The organism is Streptomyces sannanensis (genome assembly GCF_039536205.1).
In the GTDB taxonomy this organism is placed as follows: Bacteria; Actinomycetota; Actinomycetes; order Streptomycetales; family Streptomycetaceae; genus Streptomyces; species Streptomyces sannanensis.
Genome location: NZ_BAAAYL010000001.1, coordinates 3,843,034 through 3,863,593 on the forward strand (window position 1 = coordinate 3,843,034; position 20,560 = coordinate 3,863,593).

The 20,560-nt window shown below is 67.9% G+C and carries 16 protein-coding genes, 2 rRNA genes and 1 pseudogene; 16 read left to right on the forward strand and 3 right to left on the reverse strand.

What is annotated here, in order from left to right:
* Positions 1 to 186: 186 nt before the first annotated feature.
* The 10 genes and pseudogenes from ABD858_RS18155 (at position 187) to ABD858_RS18195 (ending at position 9,802) form a co-directional block, all read left to right on the forward strand.
* A 23S ribosomal RNA gene (locus tag ABD858_RS18155) occupies positions 187 to 3,303 on the forward strand.
* Positions 3,304 to 3,377: 74 nt separating this feature from the next.
* Positions 3,378 to 3,494: ribosomal RNA gene (gene rrf, locus ABD858_RS18160) — 5S ribosomal RNA — on the forward strand.
* Between the two features lie 63 nt (positions 3,495 to 3,557).
* The gene (locus ABD858_RS18165; RefSeq protein WP_345038749.1) at positions 3,558 to 4,202 is read left to right on the forward strand and encodes an HAD family hydrolase; all 645 of its coding nucleotides are present in this window, start codon (positions 3,558 to 3,560) and stop codon (positions 4,200 to 4,202) included.
* Between the two features lie 43 nt (positions 4,203 to 4,245).
* A pseudogene (locus ABD858_RS36840) lies at positions 4,246 to 4,809 on the forward strand (MFS transporter); the annotation flags it as partial.
* A gap of 60 nt (positions 4,810 to 4,869) precedes the next feature.
* Complete coding sequence (locus tag ABD858_RS18170) at positions 4,870 to 6,042, forward strand: acetoin utilization protein AcuC (protein WP_345044664.1); 1,173 nt, start codon at positions 4,870 to 4,872, stop codon at positions 6,040 to 6,042.
* Positions 6,043 to 6,151: 109 nt separating this feature from the next.
* The gene (locus ABD858_RS18175; protein ID WP_345044667.1) at positions 6,152 to 6,967 is read left to right on the forward strand and encodes a phosphatase; all 816 of its coding nucleotides are present in this window, start codon (positions 6,152 to 6,154) and stop codon (positions 6,965 to 6,967) included.
* A gap of 128 nt (positions 6,968 to 7,095) precedes the next feature.
* The gene (locus tag ABD858_RS18180; RefSeq protein WP_242329139.1) at positions 7,096 to 7,308 is read left to right on the forward strand and encodes a helix-turn-helix domain-containing protein; all 213 of its coding nucleotides are present in this window, start codon (positions 7,096 to 7,098) and stop codon (positions 7,306 to 7,308) included.
* A 131-nt stretch (positions 7,309 to 7,439) separates the two neighbouring features.
* Positions 7,440 to 7,538 (forward strand): 30S ribosomal protein bS22, encoded by a 99-nt coding sequence (locus ABD858_RS18185; RefSeq protein WP_003948845.1) that lies wholly within the window; start codon positions 7,440 to 7,442, stop codon positions 7,536 to 7,538.
* Positions 7,539 to 7,728: 190 nt separating this feature from the next.
* On the forward strand, positions 7,729 to 8,766 hold the full coding sequence (locus ABD858_RS18190) for an NAD-dependent epimerase/dehydratase family protein (RefSeq protein ID WP_345038755.1): 1,038 nt from the start codon (positions 7,729 to 7,731) through the stop codon (positions 8,764 to 8,766).
* 1 nt (position 8,767) lies between these two features.
* The gene (locus tag ABD858_RS18195; protein WP_345038757.1) at positions 8,768 to 9,802 is read left to right on the forward strand and encodes a lysophospholipid acyltransferase family protein; all 1,035 of its coding nucleotides are present in this window, start codon (positions 8,768 to 8,770) and stop codon (positions 9,800 to 9,802) included.
* 242 nt (positions 9,803 to 10,044) lie between these two features.
* Here ABD858_RS18195 and ABD858_RS18200 read toward each other — a convergent pair whose 3' ends face one another.
* The 3 genes from ABD858_RS18200 to ABD858_RS18210 form a co-directional block, all read right to left on the reverse strand.
* Positions 10,045 to 11,232, reverse strand: a complete 1,188-nt coding sequence (locus ABD858_RS18200) for a DUF5667 domain-containing protein (protein WP_345038758.1) — start codon at positions 11,230 to 11,232, stop codon at positions 10,045 to 10,047.
* Between the two features lie 215 nt (positions 11,233 to 11,447).
* Positions 11,448 to 12,263 carry an ECF subfamily RNA polymerase sigma factor, BldN family gene (locus tag ABD858_RS18205; protein ID WP_345038760.1) on the reverse strand — a complete coding sequence of 272 codons (816 nt, stop codon included), beginning with the start codon at positions 12,261 to 12,263 and terminating at the stop codon, positions 11,448 to 11,450.
* Between the two features lie 417 nt (positions 12,264 to 12,680).
* Entirely contained in the window at positions 12,681 to 13,610 is a 930-nt protein-coding gene (locus ABD858_RS18210) for an HAD family hydrolase (protein WP_345038762.1), read from the reverse strand.
* 128 nt (positions 13,611 to 13,738) lie between these two features.
* Here ABD858_RS18210 and ABD858_RS18215 point away from each other — a divergent pair, with 128 nt between their 5' ends.
* The 6 genes from ABD858_RS18215 (at position 13,739) to hemB (ending at position 20,432) form a co-directional block, all read left to right on the forward strand.
* Positions 13,739 to 14,014 carry a glutaredoxin family protein gene (locus ABD858_RS18215; protein ID WP_345038764.1) on the forward strand — a complete coding sequence of 92 codons (276 nt, stop codon included), beginning with the start codon at positions 13,739 to 13,741 and terminating at the stop codon, positions 14,012 to 14,014.
* A gap of 301 nt (positions 14,015 to 14,315) precedes the next feature.
* The gene (locus ABD858_RS18220; RefSeq protein ID WP_345038767.1) at positions 14,316 to 15,086 is read left to right on the forward strand and encodes a redox-sensing transcriptional repressor Rex; all 771 of its coding nucleotides are present in this window, start codon (positions 14,316 to 14,318) and stop codon (positions 15,084 to 15,086) included.
* A complete protein-coding gene (locus ABD858_RS18225; RefSeq protein WP_345038769.1) occupies positions 15,083 to 16,714 on the forward strand; it encodes a glutamyl-tRNA reductase in 1,632 nt (543 codons plus the stop codon). The genes ABD858_RS18220 and ABD858_RS18225 overlap by 4 nt, the downstream gene beginning before the upstream one ends.
* Complete coding sequence (gene hemC, locus ABD858_RS18230) at positions 16,711 to 17,670, forward strand: hydroxymethylbilane synthase (RefSeq protein WP_345038772.1); 960 nt, start codon at positions 16,711 to 16,713, stop codon at positions 17,668 to 17,670. The genes ABD858_RS18225 and hemC overlap by 4 nt, the downstream gene beginning before the upstream one ends.
* Positions 17,667 to 19,313, forward strand: coding sequence for a bifunctional uroporphyrinogen-III C-methyltransferase/uroporphyrinogen-III synthase (locus ABD858_RS18235; protein ID WP_345038774.1), 1,647 nt, complete (start codon positions 17,667 to 17,669; stop codon positions 19,311 to 19,313). Before hemC ends, ABD858_RS18235 begins: the two co-directional genes overlap by 4 nt.
* A 126-nt stretch (positions 19,314 to 19,439) precedes the next feature.
* Positions 19,440 to 20,432: a porphobilinogen synthase gene (gene hemB / locus ABD858_RS18240; RefSeq protein ID WP_345038776.1), complete on the forward strand. Its 993-nt coding sequence runs from the start codon at positions 19,440 to 19,442 to the stop codon at positions 20,430 to 20,432.
* The last annotated feature ends 128 nt before the right edge of the window (positions 20,433 to 20,560 follow it).

Below are 20,560 nucleotides of genomic sequence, written 5' to 3' on the forward strand. Positions count from 1 at the left end.
GCTAGTACTGCTTCGGCGTGGAACGCAGCATCTGAGACCGGACGTGTCGGGCACGCTGTTGGGTCCTGAGGGAGCGAGCGATGCTCGTCCTTCAGACGCCGGCCCCAGTGAACTCGTCAGTCAGCTGGCGGGGTGATGGGTGGCTGGTCGTTGCTTGAGAACTACACAGTGGACGCGAGCATCTGTGGCCAAGTTTTTAAGGGCGCACGGTGGATGCCTTGGCACCAGGAACCGATGAAGGACGTGGGAGGCCACGATAGGCCCCGGGGAGCTGTCAACCGAGCTTTGATCCGGGGGTGTCCGAATGGGGAAACCCGGCAGTCGTCATGGGCTGTCACCCGCTGCTGAACACATAGGCAGTGTGGAGGGAACGCGGGGAAGTGAAACATCTCAGTACCCGCAGGAAGAGAAAACAACCGTGATTCCGGGAGTAGTGGCGAGCGAAACCGGATGAGGCCAAACCGTATGCGTGTGAGACCCGGCAGGGGTTGCGCATGCGGGGTTGTGGGAGTTCTCTTGACCGGTCTGCCGGCCGGTCGGCGAGTCAGAAACCGTATGGATAGGCGAAGGACATGCGAAAGGTCCGGCGTAGAGGGTAAGACCCCCGTAGCTGAAATCTGTACGGCTCGCTTGAGAACCACCCAAGTAGCACGGGGCCCGAGAAATCCCGTGTGAATCTGGCGGGACCACCCGTTAAGCCTAAATATTCCCTGGTGACCGATAGCGGATAGTACCGTGAGGGAATGGTGAAAAGTACCGCGGGAGCGGAGTGAAATAGTACCTGAAACCGTGTGCCTACAAGCCGTGGGAGCGTCGGGATCTTCGGATCCTCGTGACTGCGTGCCTTTTGAAGAATGAGCCTGCGAGTTAGCGGTGTGTAGCGAGGTTAACCCGTGTGGGGAAGCCGTAGCGAAAGCGAGTCCGAACAGGGCGATCGAGTTGCACGCTCTAGACCCGAAGCGGAGTGATCTAGCCATGGGCAGGTTGAAGCGGAGGTAAGACTTCGTGGAGGACCGAACCCACCAGGGTTGAAAACCTGGGGGATGACCTGTGGTTAGGGGTGAAAGGCCAATCAAACTCCGTGATAGCTGGTTCTCCCCGAAATGCATTTAGGTGCAGCGTCGTGTGTTTCTTGCCGGAGGTAGAGCACTGGATAGGCGATGGGCCCTACCGGGTTACTGACCTTAGCCAAACTCCGAATGCCGGTAAGTGAGAGCACGGCAGTGAGACTGTGGGGGATAAGCTCCATGGTCGAGAGGGAAACAGCCCAGAGCATCGACTAAGGCCCCTAAGCGTACGCTAAGTGGGAAAGGATGTGGAGTCGCAGAGACAACCAGGAGGTTGGCTTAGAAGCAGCCACCCTTGAAAGAGTGCGTAATAGCTCACTGGTCAAGTGATTCCGCGCCGACAATGTAGCGGGGCTCAAGCGTACCGCCGAAGTCGTGTCATTGCAGCATAAAGCCCCAACGGGTGCTGTGATGGGTAGGGGAGCGTCGTGTGCCGGGTGAAGCAGCCGCGGAAGCGAGTTGTGGACGGTTCACGAGTGAGAATGCAGGCATGAGTAGCGATACACACGTGAGAAACGTGTGCGCCGATTGACTAAGGGTTCCTGGGTCAAGCTGATCTGCCCAGGGTAAGTCGGGACCTAAGGCGAGGCCGACAGGCGTAGTCGATGGACAACCGGTTGATATTCCGGTACCCGCTTTGAAGCGCCAGCGCTGAACCCAGCGATGCTAAGCCCGTGAAGCCGCCCTGATCTCTTCGGAGTTGAGGGGAGTGGTGGAGCCGGTGACCCAGACTGGTAGTAGGTGAGCGATGGGGTGACGCAGGAAGGTAGTCCAGCCCGGGCGGTGGTTGTCCCGGGGTAAGGGTGTAGGCCGTGTGGTAGGCAAATCCGTCACACATACAAGGCTGAGACCTGATGCCGAGCCGATTGTGGTGAAGTGGATGATCCTATGCTGTCGAGAAAAGCCTCTAGCGAGTTTCATGGCGGCCCGTACCCTAAACCGACTCAGGTGGTCAGGTAGAGAATACCGAGGCGTTCGGGTGAACTATGGTTAAGGAACTCGGCAAAATGCCCCCGTAACTTCGGGAGAAGGGGGGCCACGCCTGGTGAAGGAACTTGCTTCCTGAGCTGGGGGTGGCCGCAGAGACCAGCGAGAAGCGACTGTTTACTAAAAACACAGGTCCGTGCGAAGCCGTAAGGCGATGTATACGGACTGACGCCTGCCCGGTGCTGGAACGTTAAGGGGACCGGTTAGCTCACTTTCGGGTGGGCGAAGCTGAGAACTTAAGCGCCAGTAAACGGCGGTGGTAACTATAACCATCCTAAGGTAGCGAAATTCCTTGTCGGGTAAGTTCCGACCTGCACGAATGGCGTAACGACTTCTCGACTGTCTCAACCATAGGCCCGGTGAAATTGCACTACGAGTAAAGATGCTCGTTTCGCGCAGCAGGACGGAAAGACCCCGGGACCTTTACTACAGTTTGATATTGGTGTTCGGTTCGGCTTGTGTAGGATAGGTGGGAGACTTTGAAGCAGCCACGCCAGTGGTTGTGGAGTCGCCGTTGAAATACCACTCTGGTCGTGCTGGATGTCTAACCTCGGTCCGTGATCCGGATCAGGGACAGTGTCTGATGGGTAGTTTAACTGGGGCGGTTGCCTCCTAAAGAGTAACGGAGGCGCCCAAAGGTTCCCTCAGCCTGGTTGGCAATCAGGTGTTGAGTGTAAGTGCACAAGGGAGCTTGACTGTGAGACCGACGGGTCGAGCAGGGACGAAAGTCGGGACTAGTGATCCGGCGGTGGCTTGTGGAAGCGCCGTCGCTCAACGGATAAAAGGTACCCCGGGGATAACAGGCTGATCTTCCCCAAGAGTCCATATCGACGGGATGGTTTGGCACCTCGATGTCGGCTCGTCGCATCCTGGGGCTGGAGTCGGTCCCAAGGGTTGGGCTGTTCGCCCATTAAAGCGGTACGCGAGCTGGGTTTAGAACGTCGTGAGACAGTTCGGTCCCTATCCGCTGTGCGCGTAGGAATATTGAGAAGGGCTGTCCCTAGTACGAGAGGACCGGGACGGACGAACCTCTGGTGTGCCAGTTGTCCTGCCAAGGGCATGGCTGGTTGGCTACGTTCGGGAGGGATAACCGCTGAAAGCATCTAAGCGGGAAGCCTGCTTCAAGATGAGTATTCCCACCTCCTTGAGAGGGTAAGGCTCCCAGTAGACGACTGGGTTGATAGGCCAGATGTGGAAGCCCGGCAACGGGTGGAGCTGACTGGTACTAATAGGCCGAGGGCTTGTCCTCAGTTGCTCGCGTCCACTGTGTTTGTTCTGAAGTAACGAACTCGCCTTGCCGGCTGGAGTTCAACTTCATAGTGTTTCGGTGGTCATAGCGTTAGGGAAACGCCCGGTTACATTCCGAACCCGGAAGCTAAGCCTTTCAGCGCCGATGGTACTGCAGGGGGGACCCTGTGGGAGAGTAGGACGCCGCCGAACAATTATTCCAGGGAAGCCCCGGACCATATGGTCCGGGGCTTTTCTGCGTTTTAAGGTCGGGTTATGCGCTATGACCTCGTCATCTTCGACAACGACGGAGTGCTCGTCGACAGCGAGCCGATCTCCAACACCATCCTGGCCGACTGTCTCACCGAGTTGGGGCATCCGACCACGTACGAGGACTCGATACGCGACTACATGGGCTCCGCCATGCATCGCATTCATGAGCTGGTCCTGGAGCGCACCGGACAGCGGCTTCCCGCGGACTTCGACGACGCTTTCCATGCGCGCGTCTTCGCCGCCTTCGAGCGGGGACTCGAACCTGTGCCGGGAGTGACCGAAGTGCTGGAGAAGCTGGCCGCGGACGAAGTGCCGTACTGCGTGGCCTCGTCGGGCAGCCATGAGCGGATCCGGGTCGGACACCGGAAGACGGGGCTGGACCGCTGGTTCGGTGACGACATCGTCTTCAGCGCCCAGGACGTGGGGCGTGGCAAGCCGGCGCCGGACCTGTTCCTGTACGCGGCCGAGCGCATGGGCGTGTCGCCCGAGCGATGCGTGGTCGTGGAGGACAGCAGGCTCGGTGTCGAGGCCGCCCGCGCGGCCGGGATGGATGTGTACGGCTTCACGGCGATGACACCGGCCGGCAGGCTCCCGAGGGCGAACGGCTACTTCACCTCGATGGGACAACTGGCCGAACTGCTCATGTGATTGGTCTACGCATGGGTAGGGCAGGGTCCTACGCTCTGCCGCCATGACGGACGCGCGCTTGCGGCACGGCAGGGCCTCGTTGGCGCTGAGTTTCTGTGCGCAGGGCATCGCCTTCGCGCTGCTCGTGACGCGGATACCGGCGGTCCAGGACCGCTACGGGATATCCGACGGTGTGCTTCCCGCCTTCCTGGCGGCGGTGCCCGTCCTGGCCGGCGTCGGCAGTGTGGCCACTGAGAAGCCGGCGAAGCGGGTTGGACCAGGGGCGGTGCCGAGGTGGTCTCAGCTGGTCGTGCTGCTGGCGCTGATCGGGGTCGCGGCCGGGCGGGACATCTGGCATGCCGCTGTCTCCCTCGGCGTCTTCGGACTTGCCGTGGGCGCGTTGGACGCGTCGATGAACATGCTCGGGGTCGGCCTTCAGCGGGCGTACAGGCGCAGCATCATGCTCGGTTTCCATGCCGCGTACAGCCTGGGCGGGATCGCCGGGGCATCGCTCGCATGGGTGGGGGCGCACTTCGGGCGGTCGCTGCTGGTGTTGTATCTGCCCGTCGTCGGTCTCCTGCTGCCCGTCACGCTCCTCGGGAGCCGCTGGTACGTGGATGTGCCGGCGGAGGGCGAGCGGGACCCCGTGGCGGCGTCGGTGCCTCGAGTGCCCGCTACCGTGGCGGGCATGAGCGGCCGCGCACTGTTGATGTGGGACGAAGCAGTAACGGGGTATGACTTCGGGCCGAGTCACCCGATGGATCCGGTGAGGCTTGCCCTGACCATGGGGCTGGTACGGGCGTACGGTCTCGACCGGGCCATGGACGTGGTGGCGGCTCCGCCGGCGGGGGAGTCGACGCTGCGGCTGGTGCACCGCGCGGACTATGTGGCCGCGGTACGGGCCGTCTCGGCGGATCCCGGGTCGGCCGACGGGTCGTACGGGCTCGGGACCATGGACGACCCCGCCTTCGCCGGCATGCACGAGGTGTCGGCGCTGATCGCCGGGCAGTCCGTGGGGGCGGCGGAGGCCGTGTGGCGGGGGGACGCGGCGCACGCGGTGAACTTCGCGGGCGGGCTGCACCATGCGATGCCGGGGGCGGCGTCCGGGTTCTGCATCTACAACGACCCCGCGCTGGCCATCGCCCGGCTGCTGGAGCTGGGAGCCGAGCGGGTCGCGTACGTGGACGTGGACGTGCATCACGGGGACGGGGTGCAGGCGGCGTTCTGGGACGATCCGCGGGTGCTGACGGTGTCGCTGCACGAGCATCCGCGGATGCTGTTCCCGGGCACCGGATGGCCGGAGGAGACGGGCGGCCAGGAGGCCGAGGGTTCGGCGGTGAATGTGGCCCTTCCACCCGGGACGGGGGACGCGGCGTGGCTGCGGGCGTTCCACGCCGTGGTGCCGGAGCTGCTGGCGGACTTCCGGCCGCAGGTGCTGGTGACGCAGCACGGGGCGGATACCCACTTCGAGGATCCGCTGGCGCATCTGGCGGTGTCGCTGGACGCGCAGCGCATGGTGCAGGACGCGTGTCATTCGCTGGCGCACGAGTATGTCGAGGGCGGGCGATGGGTCGCGCTCGGCGGGGGCGGGTACGCGGTGGTGGACGTCGTGCCGCGGTCGTGGACGCATCTGGTGGGGATCGCGGCACACGCGCCGGTGGCGCCGGAGTCGGTGATTCCCGCGTCCTGGCGGGACGAGGTGTACGCGCGGACGCGGCAGCTGGGTCCGGGGCGGATGACGGATGGGCGCGAGGCGTCGTGGCGGGAGTGGGAGGCGGGTTACGACCCGGCGGACCGCGTCGACCAGGCCGTCCTCGCCACGCGACGGTCGGTGTTCCCCCTGCGTGGGCTGCTGGCGTAGGCGTCGACCGGGGCTCTGCCCGGGGCGAAGGGTACGGGCGTTACGCCAAGTGTGGGGCGATGGCGCTGTTCTGGCCCCGGTCAGGAGCATGTGCGGCAGCATCGACGGTGTGTTGAGCACCGGGGCGCTGCGTGCGCATTTGCTGGCGGCCAGGCTGGCCGGGCCCGTCGCGACGTCGCGGGAGGAGAGCTTGCGCAGCTACCGGCTGTTCGCGATGAGAGATCCACGGGTGACGCTCGGTCTCGATCCCGAGTGGGGCTGGGGGGAAGGGGACTTGCTCCGGCTGATGGCCGACAAATGCGGGGTGTCGGCCGACCCGACCCATGTCTCCGGGCCCGATGTGATCGACCCCGAGCGGACGCTGGCGGGGCTCGACGCGCTGGCGGAGCGTCTCCGTGCGGCCGCCGGGCGCCGGGTGCCGGTACTGCTCGGGACGGGGCATCCGCATCGGCTGCTCGGCTTCTACGCCGCCCTCGCAGACGCTTTGTCGGCGGCGGGATGCCTTGTACTCACACCCGCGCAGGGGAGATGTGTCGACATAACCACCCGGTTCGGGGTACGCACGTACAACCTTGACTACGTACGAGGAGTCGCGCTGGTGCGCGAACCCGGCGCGCGGGAGCCCGGAAGTGAGACCGGCGCACACACCCACTCGCCCCTCCCGGTTCGGGCCGCCCTCGATGGCGCGGCGGCGGCCGGCGGGGTGCTGCCCGAGCTCGTCATCGGGGATCACGGATGGGTCTGCGGGGCAGGTCAGCTGGGCATTGAGGCGGTCGGCCTGGCGGATACGGATGACCCCGCGCTGTTCGTCGGAGAGGCCGAGGGGCGGGTGTCCGTCGCCGTTCCGCTTGATGACGCTGTGCGGTCTGATTACTACCGGCCGCTTACTCGCTATGTACTCAATCGAGCGTGTCTGTCACAGTAGGCGGCCGATCGCAACTCCTCTTCCCCACTCGTACCACCCGCCCCTAGTCTGGTGAGTGAGCGCGCAGCGACGAAGAGTTACCGGAGGGGAAGCCGGTGCCCGTCCCGCGCGGAAGGTTCAGGTGGGTCATGGCTGCTGCAGGCGAGAGGCCTCTCAATGAGGTCAAGTTCCTGACCGTGGCGGAAGTCGCCTCGGTGATGCGAGTGTCGAAGATGACCGTGTACCGCTTGGTGCACAGCGGTCATCTGCCGGCGATCCGGGTGGGCAGGTCCTTCCGGGTCCCGGAGCAAGCGGTGCACGAATACCTTCGTGAGTCCTTCGTGGGGGTGGAGTCCGCCTGACGGTTCCCTCGGATTACGCCCTCGGAGCTCAGGCGGGTAGGCTAGGCCGACGTAGGTCGTGTGGGCCCAGACGCCCCGCACCGAGTGATGTCCCCGCGCGGGGGTTGTCCGAGAAGTGAGCGAGGGAAGTCGTGGGCTCTGTTATCAAGAAGCGGCGCAAGCGGATGGCCAAGAAGAAGCACCGCAAGCTGCTCAAGCGCACCCGCGTTCAGCGTCGCAACAAGAAGTAAGCGCAGCTGAAGAGGGCCCCCTGCTCGAGCGAAGCCGAGAGCTTGGGGGAGGGACTCTGCCGCAGCCCTTCCACCGTCCTGGTGGAGGGGCTGCGGCGCGTTTCACGACGCTTGGTCATCACAGCGCAACGTCAACCCGCTACGGTGACGCCGAGGGCACCTGGGCGAGGACCGAAGGAAGGCGCTGATCGTGGGCAGGACCGTGCTGGTCACCGGAGTCGCCCGCCGCCTCGGCGGCCGTTTCGTACGGCGGATCCAGAGCGAACCCGACGTGGACCGGGTCATCGCCGTCGACGCGGTGACGCCCGGGCATCCTCTTGGCGGGGCCGAATTCGTACGGGCGGACATTCGTCAGCCCGCCATAGCGAAAGTGCTGGCCGAGTACGCCGTCGACACCGTCGTCCATATGGACGTCACGGGCATGCCCCTGGGCGCCGGCGGCCGCTCCTCGGTCAAGGAGACCAACGTCATCGGCACCATGCAGCTGCTCGGTGCCTGTCAGAAGTCGCCCGCGGTCAAGCGCCTCGTCGTCAAGTCCAGCACCAGCGTGTACGGCTCCGCGCCGCGCGACCCGGCCGTCTTCACGGAAACCACCCCGCCCAAGTCCCTGCCCAGCGGCGGCTTCGCCAAGGACACGGTCGAGGTCGAGGGATACGTACGCGGATTCGCGCGCCGCAGGCCCGATGTGGCCGTGTGCGTGCTGCGTTTCGCGAACATCCTCGGTCCTGACGCCGACTCACCACTCGCCGAGTACTTCTCGCTGCCCGTCATGCCGACCGTCTTCGGCTACGACCCGCGCCTGCAGTTCGTCCATGAGGACGACGTGATCGACGTGCTGCGCATCGCCTCGGGCGAGCCGCGCCGCGGAACGCTGAACAGCGGCACCTTCAATGTCGCGGGCGACGGGGTCCTGTTGCTCTCGCAGTGCTCCCGCCGTCTCGGCCGGCCAACCGTGCCGGTGCTGCTGCCGGCGGTCACCTGGGTCGGCCAGGCGCTGCGCACAGTCGGCGTCACTGACTTCTCACCGGAGCAGATCCGGCTCCTCACGCACGGCAGAGTGGTGAGTACGACTCAGATGCGCGAGACACTGGGCTACGAACCGAAGTACACGACCGCGGAGACCTTCGCGGACTTCGCGCGCAGCCGAGGGCCCGGGCTGCTGCAGCCCGAGACCCTCGCCCGTTCTGTCGACCGGCTCTCCATCTTCGTCAGCAAGGAGCGCACCTGACATGGCCGATGCCAAGGTCATCCCCTTCGGTGACGAGCCGAGGACGAGGCGAGCCAGGCCGTCCAAGGGCAAGGACGTGGCGAAGCGCCCCCCGGGGCGCATGAAGGCCTCGCTCACGCCCGTACCGGCGTCGCCCGCCGCTGGATCCGAGGAGCGGGAGCCGGAGCCCGAGCCCGCCGGGGAAACGGAACGGCGAGGTGGCTGGGACCGGCGTGTCGCGGGTGGTCTGGCGTTTCTCCGGCGGCGGATCACCGGTGAGTACGACGTCGACGAGTTCGGCTACGACAAGGAGCTCACCGACCAGGTCCTGATGTCGCTGCTGCGGCCCCTCTACGACAAGTACTTCCGGGTGGAGGTGAAGGGCGTCGAGAACATCCCGGCCGAAGGCGGGGCGCTCGTCGTCGCCAACCACTCCGGGACGCTGCCGCTGGACGGGCTGATGATGCAGGTCGCAGTGCACGACCACCATCCGGCGGGGCGGCATCTGCGGCTGCTGGCGGCCGACCTGGTGTTCGTACTGCCGGTGGTGAACGAGCTGGCCAGGAAGGCAGGGCACACCCTGGCCTGCGCCGAGGACGCCGAGCGGCTGCTCAGGAGCGGCGAGGTGGTCGGGGTGATGCCGGAGGGCTTCAAGGGCATCGGCAAGCCGTTCAGCGAGCGCTACAAGCTTCAGCGCTTCGGGCGGGGCGGCTTCGTCTCGACGGCACTGCGGGCCGGGACGCCGATCGTGCCGTGCTCGATCGTCGGGGCGGAGGAGATCTACCCGATGATCGGCAACGCGAAGACGCTGGCGCGGCTGCTGGGCTTCCCGTATTTCCCGATCACACCGACGTTCCCCTGGCTGGGGCCGCTCGGCGCCATGCCGCTGCCGACGAAGTGGACGATCCAGTTCGGCGAGCCGATCCCGACGGATGGCTATCCACCGGAGGCGGCGGAGGACCCGATGCTGATGTTCAACCTGACGGACCAGGTGCGGGAGCAGATCCAGCACACGCTGTACAAGCTGCTGGTGCAGAGGCGTTCGGTGTTCTTCTAGCCCGTCCCGCTCATGGTCGAGTTGACGCCCGGAGAGGCTGACACTGCTCCGGCGCAGCCGTCCCGAAGCCCGCGAAGCGGTGCGAGGGCGGCAGACAAAACGGGGCCGAGCTGCTGGTGCAGAGGCGTTCGGTGTTCTTCTGGCCCGTCCGGTTCTTCCAGCCTGCCGGGCTCGCGTTGTTCTTCCGGCCGGTGCGGTGGTGGTTGGGGCTCTGCCGGGAGCACCAACCACCACCGCGGTCGCTACTTCGCGTCCTCGCCGTCGATGCCCAGGCCCGGAAGCAGGCCCGGGAGCAGCGGCGGGATGGTGATGTCCGGGCCGGGGGCGCTGCTGCCCTTGCCGGTCTGCGGCGAGGCTGACGTACTGCTCTGCGGGGGGTCGAGCAGGTCGCCCGCGCTGCCGCCCAGCAGTCCGTCCGACCCGGTGCTGCTGGACGGCTGGGGCGTGGTGCTCCCATCCGTGCTGTCGGCGGCGGGCGCGGACGGCTGACGACGACTCGGGCCGGAGGGGTCGGGAGTGTCGTCCTGGCCGGGATCCTTGTGGTTCGATGCGCCGCCGCCCGGCTCGGGAGCGCGCGGCAGCATCGAACGGAGCGGTCCGACCTCTTCGTCTATGGCGTCGAAGACCGAGTTGACCTCGTCGCTGACGTCGGTCAGCTGTGCGGGCAGCTGCCGACGCAGCCGGCTCCAGCTCTCGCGCTGGGACCGGGAGAACGAGGACAGGGTCTGGATCGGGCCGAGCGAGCCGTCCCGCTCGTACGCCTCGTGCAGCAGTCGGTGTCCCTCGGAGGCATCGTGCCGCATGCCGTTCAGGGTGCGCCTGACCTCGCTGAGCGACTCATGGTCCAGCTCGGCGATCCGGCCGCGTTCCATCAGCCGGCGTGCTTCGCCGAGGCGGGTCGAGGCCTGGTCGAGGTAGATCCGGCCACGGTCGGCGTTGTCGTCCGCCATACCCAGCTTTATGTCCTCCATGCCACGCTTCAGCCCGTACAGCGAGTCACCCGGAAGGGCGTCGGAGCTGGCAGCGGCGACTCCGCCGAAGGCCCCCGCGGCCACACCGACGGTGAGACTGCCCGCCGCGAGGCCCTTGGACCAGCGGGAGCGGGGGCGCAATTTCCGGAGCGGGGCCGCCCGGTGGGCACCGCGGCCGGTCCGCTGCTCGGGCACCTGAGGGCCCGTGGGCGCACCGCCTTCCGTCAGCATCGCTTCCATGGCGGCGACGAGCTGGGCCCGCTGCACCACCTTGACCTCGGGGTCGAACTCCGGTGACGGCAGCTCGCCGAGACCGTTCGCCAGGGCCAACAGCCCTTCCAGTTCGGGATGTTCATCCGAGCCGGTGGGCCGATCAGCCGCCGTGTCCTGGAGTGTTCGGTCTTCCAGGGCCTGGGCGAAGGCGTTCGCCCGCCGGTGCGCCGAAACGTTCGCGATCACTGGCGGCACCTCCTCTCGTCATGACGGTCGACTCCCCGAGGGGTCCCGAAGGTTGTACGCCTTGAGTACATCCACACGATCGAGTGAGTGGCTGCGGGCATGGCGTGACCGCAGGGAGCCTGCATTCCGCACAACGAGCGGCGCGGTGCATGGGTTACGGACGAAGGATGATCCGACCACATCAGAATCCGCCCTGTGGAACAAGTGAGTTGTGGTCAGCGTGCATCGTCCGGCAGCAGCCGGGCAAGGGTGCGCACGGCCCGGTACTGGAGAGTTTTGATGGCACCCTCGTTCTTGCCCATCGCCCGGGCCGTCTCGGCGACCGAGAGGCCCTGCAGGAAGCGCAGGGTGACGCACTCCTGCTGCTGCGGATTGAGTTTGCGCACGGCTTCGAGCAGGGCGGCGTTGGACAGTGATTCGAGGACGGACTCCTCGGGGCTCCGCTCGACCTCATTGGCGTCGAGCATTTCACCCGTGGTCACTTCCAGCCGGAATCTGCTCGATTTGAAGTGGTCGGCGACCAGATTGCGCGCGATCGTGACCAGCCAGGCGCCGAAGTCGCGGCCCTGCCAGGTGAAGGTGGAGATGCGGCGCAGGGCGCGCAGAAAGGTCTCGCTGGTGAGGTCCTCGGCGGTCGCCTTGCTGCCGACGCGGTAGTAGATGTAGCGGTACACGGTGTCGCTGTACTGGTCGTACAGCCGGCCGAAGGCCTCGGCCTCGCCCGCCTGGGCCCGCTCCACCAGGTCCATCATGCGTGCGCTGTCGCTGTCCGCGCTGGGCCGCCGGGCGGTCGAGGTGCCGCCGCCCACACGGTTGCCCCGTCTGCCCATCGTCGTCCCTCCCCCGAGCTCTCGGCTTCGTTCGAGCAGGGGGGACCCCCATCCGGCCAGGGCGTAGCACGGGCCGGCGGGTGCAGGGGCGGCGAAGGCGGGGACGGCGTACGCGGCGGGGACGAAGCCGCGCAAGTGGCAGAGGATCGTTGCGCGCAGCGTAGCCAGGCCCGAGGCGTCAACCCCGACGTGTGGGTACACGGGACTCCCAGAGGCAGAGCTTCCATCACGTGCAGTACGGAACCGTTCACCCCTCGTGGCGAGGCGTAGGGTCCGTTATGCGTCTGAGGAGAATAACGCTTAGTGCAGGGAGTGCTACACCGAGTTGCTCAAATCATCGATTCCGTCGCTTCTGTTACGTCTAAGTGGCGGATCAAGTTGCATATCGTGAGCAGTTGTTGACCGAATGAGGTTGCCGTCCGCCTGATTGCGGGATGCCTTGTGCCCAAGTGGGCGCGGCGTGACCGGACTGTTCGCGGGTGCTTACGGACGCGTGCGGGAGCGACAGCTGCTCACGGCGGCCTCGGGCCGCTCCGGGCGCGAGCGCGCGGGGGCGGCGGCAGGGGTTCCCGACATTCCCGACAGCAGGCGGCCGGTGGAATGTGACGCCGTGGAGTGTCAGCGGCGGCGACGGTGCAGGGCGACAGCGGCCGCCGTGCCGCCGGCGAGGGCGCCGACGCCGGCCGCGGCCGGGATGCCGACCTTGGCGGCCTTGCGGCCGGTGCGGTAGTCGCGCAGTCGCCAGTCGAGTTCGCGGGCGTGCTTGCGCAGCTTGGTGTCGGGGTTGATGGCGTACGGGTGCCCGACCAGCGAGAGCATCGGGATGTCGTTGGCCGAGTCGCTGTACGCCGCGCAGCGGGACAGGTCGAGGTTCTCGGCGGCGGCCAGTGCGCGGACGGCTTCGGCCTTCGCCGGGCCGTGCAGCGGTTCGCCGACCAGCTTGCCGGTGTAGACGCCGTCGACGGATTCGGCGACCGTGCCCAGGGCCCCGGTCAGGCCGAGCCGGCGGGCGATGATCGTGGCGGTCTCGACGGGTGCGGCGGTGACCAGCCAGACCTTCTGGCCCGCGTCGAGATGCGCCTGGGCCAGCGCGCGGGTGCCCGGCCAGATGCGGTCGGCCATGTACTCGTCGTAGATCTCCTCGCCTATGGCCATCAGCTCGGAGACCCGGTGGCCCTTGACGATCGACAGGGCGCTGTCCCGGGCGTCCTGCATGTGCTCGGGGTCCTCGACCCCGGCAAGCCGGAACCAGGCCTGCTGCCAGGCGAACCTGACCAGTTCGCGGCGCTGGAAGAACTTGCGTTTGTACAGGCCGCGGCCGAAGTGGAAGATCGCCGCGCCCTGCATGACGGTGTTGTCGAGGTCGAAGAACGCGGCGGCCCGCTGGTCCCCGACGACGGGGAACTCCTGTTCCTCGGGTTTCCCGGGCGCCGCGACCGCGACGTCCTGCTCCGACTTGCGCGCTGCCTCGGCTGCGGCCTCGCCCGCCAGCACACTGCGTGCTGTCGCCGAGCGCCTACGAGAGGTGAGCCATCCCAGTCCGGCCATGCCGTGAGCATAGCCAGTCTGTTCGGGGCTACCTGCCCCCTCGGGATGCGATGCCGTGAACTCTCCGCGACCGCTGTGTTGAACAGGCGAAGCGGACCGGGCCGTGCGGTGGACGCAGAATGGACCGCATGAGTCCTTTGTTGCGCCGTACGGGCAAGAAGCCGGCCGAGCGGATGGTGACCCTCATCGGGAAGTCCGGATGTCATCTGTGTGACGACGCCCGTGGGGTGATCGAAAAGGTGTGCGCGGACACCGGCGCGTCCTGGGAGGAGAAGGACATCACCCGGGACGAGGCACTGCACCGCGCGTACTGGGAGCAGATTCCCGTCGTCCTGGTCGACGGTGAACAGCACACGTTCTGGCGGGTGGACGAGGGCCGTCTCCGTCGCGCGCTGGGAGCGTGACAGGGAGGGGCCGTTTACCATCGTGGGTGTTTTGGGTGGTCTGTGGTGACCGGCCCCGGAGGTGTGGTCATGAGGAGTGTGTTCGGCTTTGCCCCCGTCGTTCAGTGGCCCGTTCTGTGGACGCAGGCCGGCCGGCGATAGTTCCCAGCCGTCACGATCCAGCCGCGTGAGCCCGGTCACTTTGCATGGACAAAATGGACACCATCTTTGTGCACACGTTCACAAAGACATAGCCTGCATTCGACGGGGCGGTACTGGGACACCTGGCCGCCCGGAGCCTCGCTCATCCCGCAGGAGCACCGTGGCAACTGGCCGAACTCACCGACCGGCGACTCGCAGCCGAGGAATCCCCGAGGCCACCGTCGCCCGGCTTCCGCTGTATCTGCGCGCGCTGACCGCGCTCTCCGAGCGCTCGGTTCCCACGGTCTCGTCCGAGGAGCTCGCCTCGGCCGCGGGGGTCAACTCCGCGAAGCTGCGCAAGGACTTCTCGTACCTCGGCTCCTACGGCACCCGGGGTGTCGGGTACGACGTCGAGTACCTCGTCTACCAGATCTCCCGCGAGCTCGGTCTGACCCAGGACTGGCCGGTTGTGATCGTCGGTATCGGTAACCTCGGCGCCGCCCTCGCCAACTACGGCGGGTTCGCCTCCCGTGGCTTCCGTATCGCCGCGCTCATCGACGCCGACCCGGCGATGGCCGGCAAGCCGGTCGCCGGGATCCCGGTGCAGCACACCGACGACCTCGAGAAGATCATCACCGAGAACGGCGTGTCGATCGGCGTCATCGCGACTCCCGCCGGAGCCGCCCAGCAGGTCTGCGACCGGCTGGTCGCCGCGGGCGTCACCTCCATCCTCAACTTCGCGCCCACCGTGCTCACCGTGCCGGACGGAGTGGACGTGCGGAAGGTGGACCTCTCCATCGAGCTGCAGATCCTCGCCTTCCACGAGCAGCGCAAGGCAGGCGAGGAAGGCGGCACCGAAGCCCCGGTGGTCGCCCCCGCCGTACACGGCTCGCCGGCTGCCGTGGACCGGAAGGGACCCGACGGGGATGTCCCCGCGGTGATGCCGGCATGAGTCTCCTCGTCGTCGGACTGAGCCACCGCAGCGCACCGGTCAGCGTTCTGGAGCGGGCCGCACTCGCCCCCGATGCGCGCGGCAAGCTGCTGCACGACACCCTCGCCGCGGAGCCCGCGGCCGAGGCCACCGTGCTGTCCACCTGCAACCGCATCGAGCTGTACGCCGACGTGGACAAGTTCCACGCCGGTGTCGCCGAGCTCTCCACCCTGCTCGCGCAGCACAGCGGCGTGGGCCTGGAAGAGCTCACCCCTTATCTGTACGTGCACTACGAGGACCGGGCCGTCCACCACCTCTTCTCGGTGGCGTGCGGGCTGGACTCGATGGTCGTGGGCGAGGGCCAGATCCTCGGCCAGATCAAGGACGCGCTCGCGCTGGGGCAGGAACTGCACACCGCGGGCCGGCTGATCAACGATCTCTTCCAGCAGGCCTTGCGGGTCGGCAAGCGCGCCCACAGCGAGACCGGTATCGACCGGGCCGGCCAGTCCCTGGTCACCTTCGGCCTCGAGCAGTTCACGGCCGGTACGGACGAGCCGGTCGACGCCTGGGCCGCGGGCAAGCGTGCCCTCGTCATCGGCGCGGGCTCCATGTCCTCGCTCGCCGCGGCGACCCTGGCGCGCGCCGGGGTGGCCGAGATCGTCGTGGCCAACCGGACGCCGGAGCGGGCCGAGCGGCTGGTCGCCACGCTCGAAGAGCACTACGGCAAGGGTCTCACCGACCCGGCCGCCGGAACGGGCGTCGCCGCGCGCGCGGTGCCGATGGACGCGGTCGCGGACGAGCTGGGCCGGGTCGACGTGGCGGTGTCCTGCACCGGCGCGACGGGCCTGGTCCTGGCGGCCGACACGATCGCCGAGGCCCTGTCGGCCCCGGGCGAGCCCGTGACGCTGATCGCCGAGGAGGCGCCGGACGAGCTGGCCCTCGACCGTGCGGCCATCGAGCGGCTGGCGGGCTTCGAGCGGGTTCCCGACGCCGGTGCCCGTACCGAGGCCGCCCCCGGATGCCCCGAGGACCCGGACGCGCCCGCCGCGGACGACATGGGGCTGCACGGCGCCTGGATGGAGCGCGGCACCGTGGGCCGGCGCAGCGAGGGTGGCCGGCGTGCCGTTCCCGCTCAGGCCGGGCCCGTACGGCTCGCGCTGCTCGACCTCGCCATGCCCCGGGACATCGACGCCGCCGCACACCGCATCCCCGGCGTACGGCTCGTCGACATCGAGTCGCTCGCCGAGGCGTCCGCCGACGCGCCCATGGCCGCCGACGTCGACAAGGTGCGCACCATCGTCTCCGACGAGGTCGCCGCCTTCGGCGCCGCCCAGCGTGCCGCGCACATCACGCCGACCGTCGTCGCCCTGCGCGCGATGGCCGCCGAGGTGGTGGCCGGCGAGGTGGCGCGGCTGGAGGGCCGGCTTCCCGACTTGGACGACAAGCAGCGCGCCGAGGTCACCCAGACCGTGCGCCGCGTCGTCGACAAGCTCCTGCACGCGCCCACCGTGCGGGTCAAGCAGCTCGCCAGCGAGCCCGGCGGTGCCGGGTACGCGGACGCGCTGCGGACTCTCTTCGACCTCGACCCGGAGACGGTCGCCTCCGTCAGCCGGGCCGAACTGAACGACCCGAATCGAGGGCGGTCATGACCGAGAAGGCATTGAGGCTGGGGACCAGGCGCAGCAAGCTGGCCATGTCCCAGTCGGGGCAGGTGGCCGAGGAGGTGCGCCGGATCACCGGGCGTCCCGTCGAGCTGGTCGAGATCACCACGTACGGAGACACCTCCCGTGAGCATCTCGCACAGATCGGCGGCACCGGCGTGTTCGTCGCGGCGCTGCGCGACGCGTTGCTCGCCGGCGAGGTGGACTTCGCGGTGCACTCGCTCAAGGACCTGCCGACCGAGCAGCCCGCGGGGCTGACGCTCGCCGCGATCCCGCGGCGCGAGGACCCCCGTGACGTACTGGTCGCCCGCGACGGGCTGACCTTCGCCGAGCTGCCCGACGGTGCGCGTGTGGGTACCGGTTCGCCGCGCCGCATGGCGCAGCTGAACGCGTACGCCCGCAACCACGGCATGCGGATCGAGACCGTCCCGATCCGCGGCAACGTCGACACCCGGATCGGTTACGTACGCAGTGGTGAGCTGGACGCGGTCGTACTGGCCGCCGCCGGTCTCAACCGCATCGGCAGGATCAGTGAGGTGACCGACTTCCTCCCCGTCGACGTCGTTTTGCCCGCCCCCGGCCAGGGGGCCCTGGCGATCGAGTGCCCCTCCGCCGACGCGGAGCTCATCGCCACGCTCGCCGAGCTCGACGACCCGTACACCCGGGCCGCCGTGACCGCCGAGCGGTCCCTGCTCGCCGCCCTGGAAGCCGGCTGCAGCGCACCTGTGGGCGCGCTGGCCGACCTGCTGGGTGACGGACAGGATGTTCATGAAATGCGCCTTCGCGGTGTCGTCGGTACGACCGACGGTTTCGCGCTGGTGCAGCTGTCCACCACCGGTCCCGTGCCCACGTCGTACGACGAGGCCATGGCGCTCGGTCGCGAACTCGCGGCCGACATGCTCGCCAAGGGCGCGGCCGGTCTTATGGGGGAGCGAGCACTTTGAGCCCCACCACGAACCGTCCCGCTCACGGGCATGTCACTTTCCTCGGTGCCGGTCCCGGAGACCCTGGTCTGCTGACCCTGCGCGCCGTCGAGGCGCTCGCGCGTGCGGACGTACTGATCGCCGAACCGCAGGTGCTCGACGTCGTACGCGCACATGCCCGGGCAGGGGTGGACACACCTCAGCTGACCATAGTTGACGAGGCGTCAACAGCCGCCGGAATACCCGCGTTGCGGGACGCGACCAATCTTGTCATGGAGGCTGCGCGCTCCGGCAGGCGGGTCGTCCGTGCGGTCTCCGGCGACCCGGGACTCGACGGCAACGCCGGCGACGAGATGCTCGCCTGCGCCGCCGCGGGCGTTCCCTTCGAGGTCGTGCCGGGTGTGGCCACCGCCGTGGGTGTGCCCGCGTACGCGGGCGTGCCGCTGCGTGACGCGCAGGGCACGGACGTGCGGTTCATCGACGCCCGGAACACCGACGCCCGCTGTTGGGCCGAGGTCGGCGCGAGCGACGGCACGGTCGTCGTCTCCGCGACCCTGGAGTCCGTACCGGCCGCCGCGAGCGACCTGGTCGCGGCCGGCCGCAAGCCGGACACCCCGATGACCGTCACCGTCGCCGGTACGACGACGCGCCAGCGCACCTGGAACGCGACGCTCGGAACCATCGCCCAGGTCTTCAAGCAGGGCAAGGTGCTGCCGTCGACCGACGGGCACCAGCCGGTCATAGCCGTGGTCGGTGAGCGGTGTGCCGCCGCCCGGCGCGACCAGCTCGCGTGGTTCGAGTCCAAGCCGCTCTTCGGCTGGAAGGTGCTCGTTCCGCGTACGAAGGAGCAGGCCGCCTCGCTCTCCGACCAGCTGCGTTCCTACGGCGCCGTGCCGCACGAGGTCCCGACGATCGCCGTCGAGCCGCCGCGCACCCCGCAGCAGATGGAGCGCGCGGTCAAGGGCCTGGTCACCGGCCGCTACGAGTGGATCGCCTTCACGTCCGTCAACGCCGTGAAGGCGGTGCGGGAGAAGTTCGAGGAGTACGGTCTCGACGCCCGCGCCTTCGCCGGGATCAAGGTCGCGGCCGTGGGCGAGCAGACCGCCCATGCGCTGATCGAGTTCGGTGTGAAGCCCGATCTGGTGCCGAGCGGTGAGCAGTCCGCCGCCGGCCTGCTGGAGGACTGGCCGCCGTACGACCCGGTCTTCGACCCGATCGACCGCGTCTTCCTGCCGCGTGCCGACATCGCCACGGAGACCCTGGTCGCCGGCCTGATCGAGCTGGGCTGGGAGGTCGACGACGTCACGGCGTACCGCACCGTGCGCGCCTCGCCGCCGCCGGCCGAGACCCGCGAGGCGATCAAGGGCGGCGGCTTCGACGCCGTGCTCTTCACCTCGTCGTCGACCGTGCGGAACCTGGTCGGCATCGCGGGCAAGCCGCACAACGTGACGGTGATCGCTTGCATCGGGCCCGCCACGGCGAAGACCGCCGAGGAGCACGGCCTGCGGGTGGACGTGATGGCTCCGGAGCCGTCCGTGCACAAGCTGGCCGAGGCGCTCGCCAACTTCGGCGCGGCCCGCCGTGACGCGGCGATCGAGTCGGGCGACCCCGTCACCCGGCCGAGCGAGCGCCGCCCGGGTGCGCGCAGGCGCCGTACGACCTGACCGGAGCACGGCCTGATCGAAGGGGGGTTCGGAGGGTCTCCGTTCCCCCCTTCGCCGGTGCACGGCCCGGTTCGCTCCGGCAGGGTGTCGGCAAAGGCACCCCGGGGGGCGGCGTAGCGTGGGCGTATGACTGTGTACGGATCTTTTCCCGGCGCGCGGCCCCGGCGGCTGCGGGTCAACCCGGCGATGCGGCGGATGGTCGCCGAAACCCGACTGCACCCGGCCGAGCTGATCCTGCCCGCCTTCGTGAAGGAGGGCATCAGCGAGCCGGTCGCCATCTCCGCGATGCCGGGCGTCGTCCAGCACACCATGGACACGCTGCGGAAAGCGGCGGTGGAGGCGGCGTCGGCGGGCGTCTCCGGGATCATGCTCTTCGGTGTGCCCGAGGACGCGAAGAAGGACGCGCTCGGCACTGCCGGCACCGACCCGGACGGCATCCTCCAGGAGGCCATTCGCGCGGTGAAGGCCGAGGTCGGCGACGATCTCGTCATCATGTCCGACCTGTGCCTGGACGAGTACACCGACCACGGCCACTGCGGTGTGCTGGACGAGTCCGGCCGTGTGGACAACGACGCCACCCTGGAGCGCTATGCCGAGATGGCCCAGGTCCAGGCCGACGCGGGCGTCCATGTGGTCGGCCCGTCCGGGATGATGGACGGCCAGGTCGGTGTCATCCGTGACGCGCTGGACACCATCGGCAAGGAGGACGTGTCGATCCTCGCCTACACCGCGAAGTACTCCTCCGCTTTCTACGGCCCCTTCCGCGAGGCCGTCGCGTCGTCCCTGAAGGGCGACCGCAAGTCCTACCAGCAGGACCCGGCCAACGTCCGCGAGTCCCTGCGCGAGCTCGCCCTCGACCTGGCGGAGGGCGCCGACATGGTCATGGTCAAGCCCGCCCTCCCGTACCTGGACATCCTGGCCCGCGTCGCGGACGAGGTGGACGTCCCGGTCGCGGCGTACCAGATCAGCGGCGAGTACGCGATGATCGAGGCCGCCGCGGAGAAGGGCTGGATCGACCGCGACGCGGCGATCATGGAGACCCTGACGGGCATCAAGCGCGCCGGTGCGAACATGATCCTGACGTACTGGGCGACGGAGGTCGCGCAGAAGCTGTCCTGAGGCCGAGGGCTCGCATCAGCGGGCCGCGCTCGCGCGGCCCGCGCTGTTCCGGCGCCGGGGCCTGTGTGGCAATGCTCACAGAGAAATTTCGAAACTCAGAGCAACTGCCCTTGTTCGTCCGCTATTTC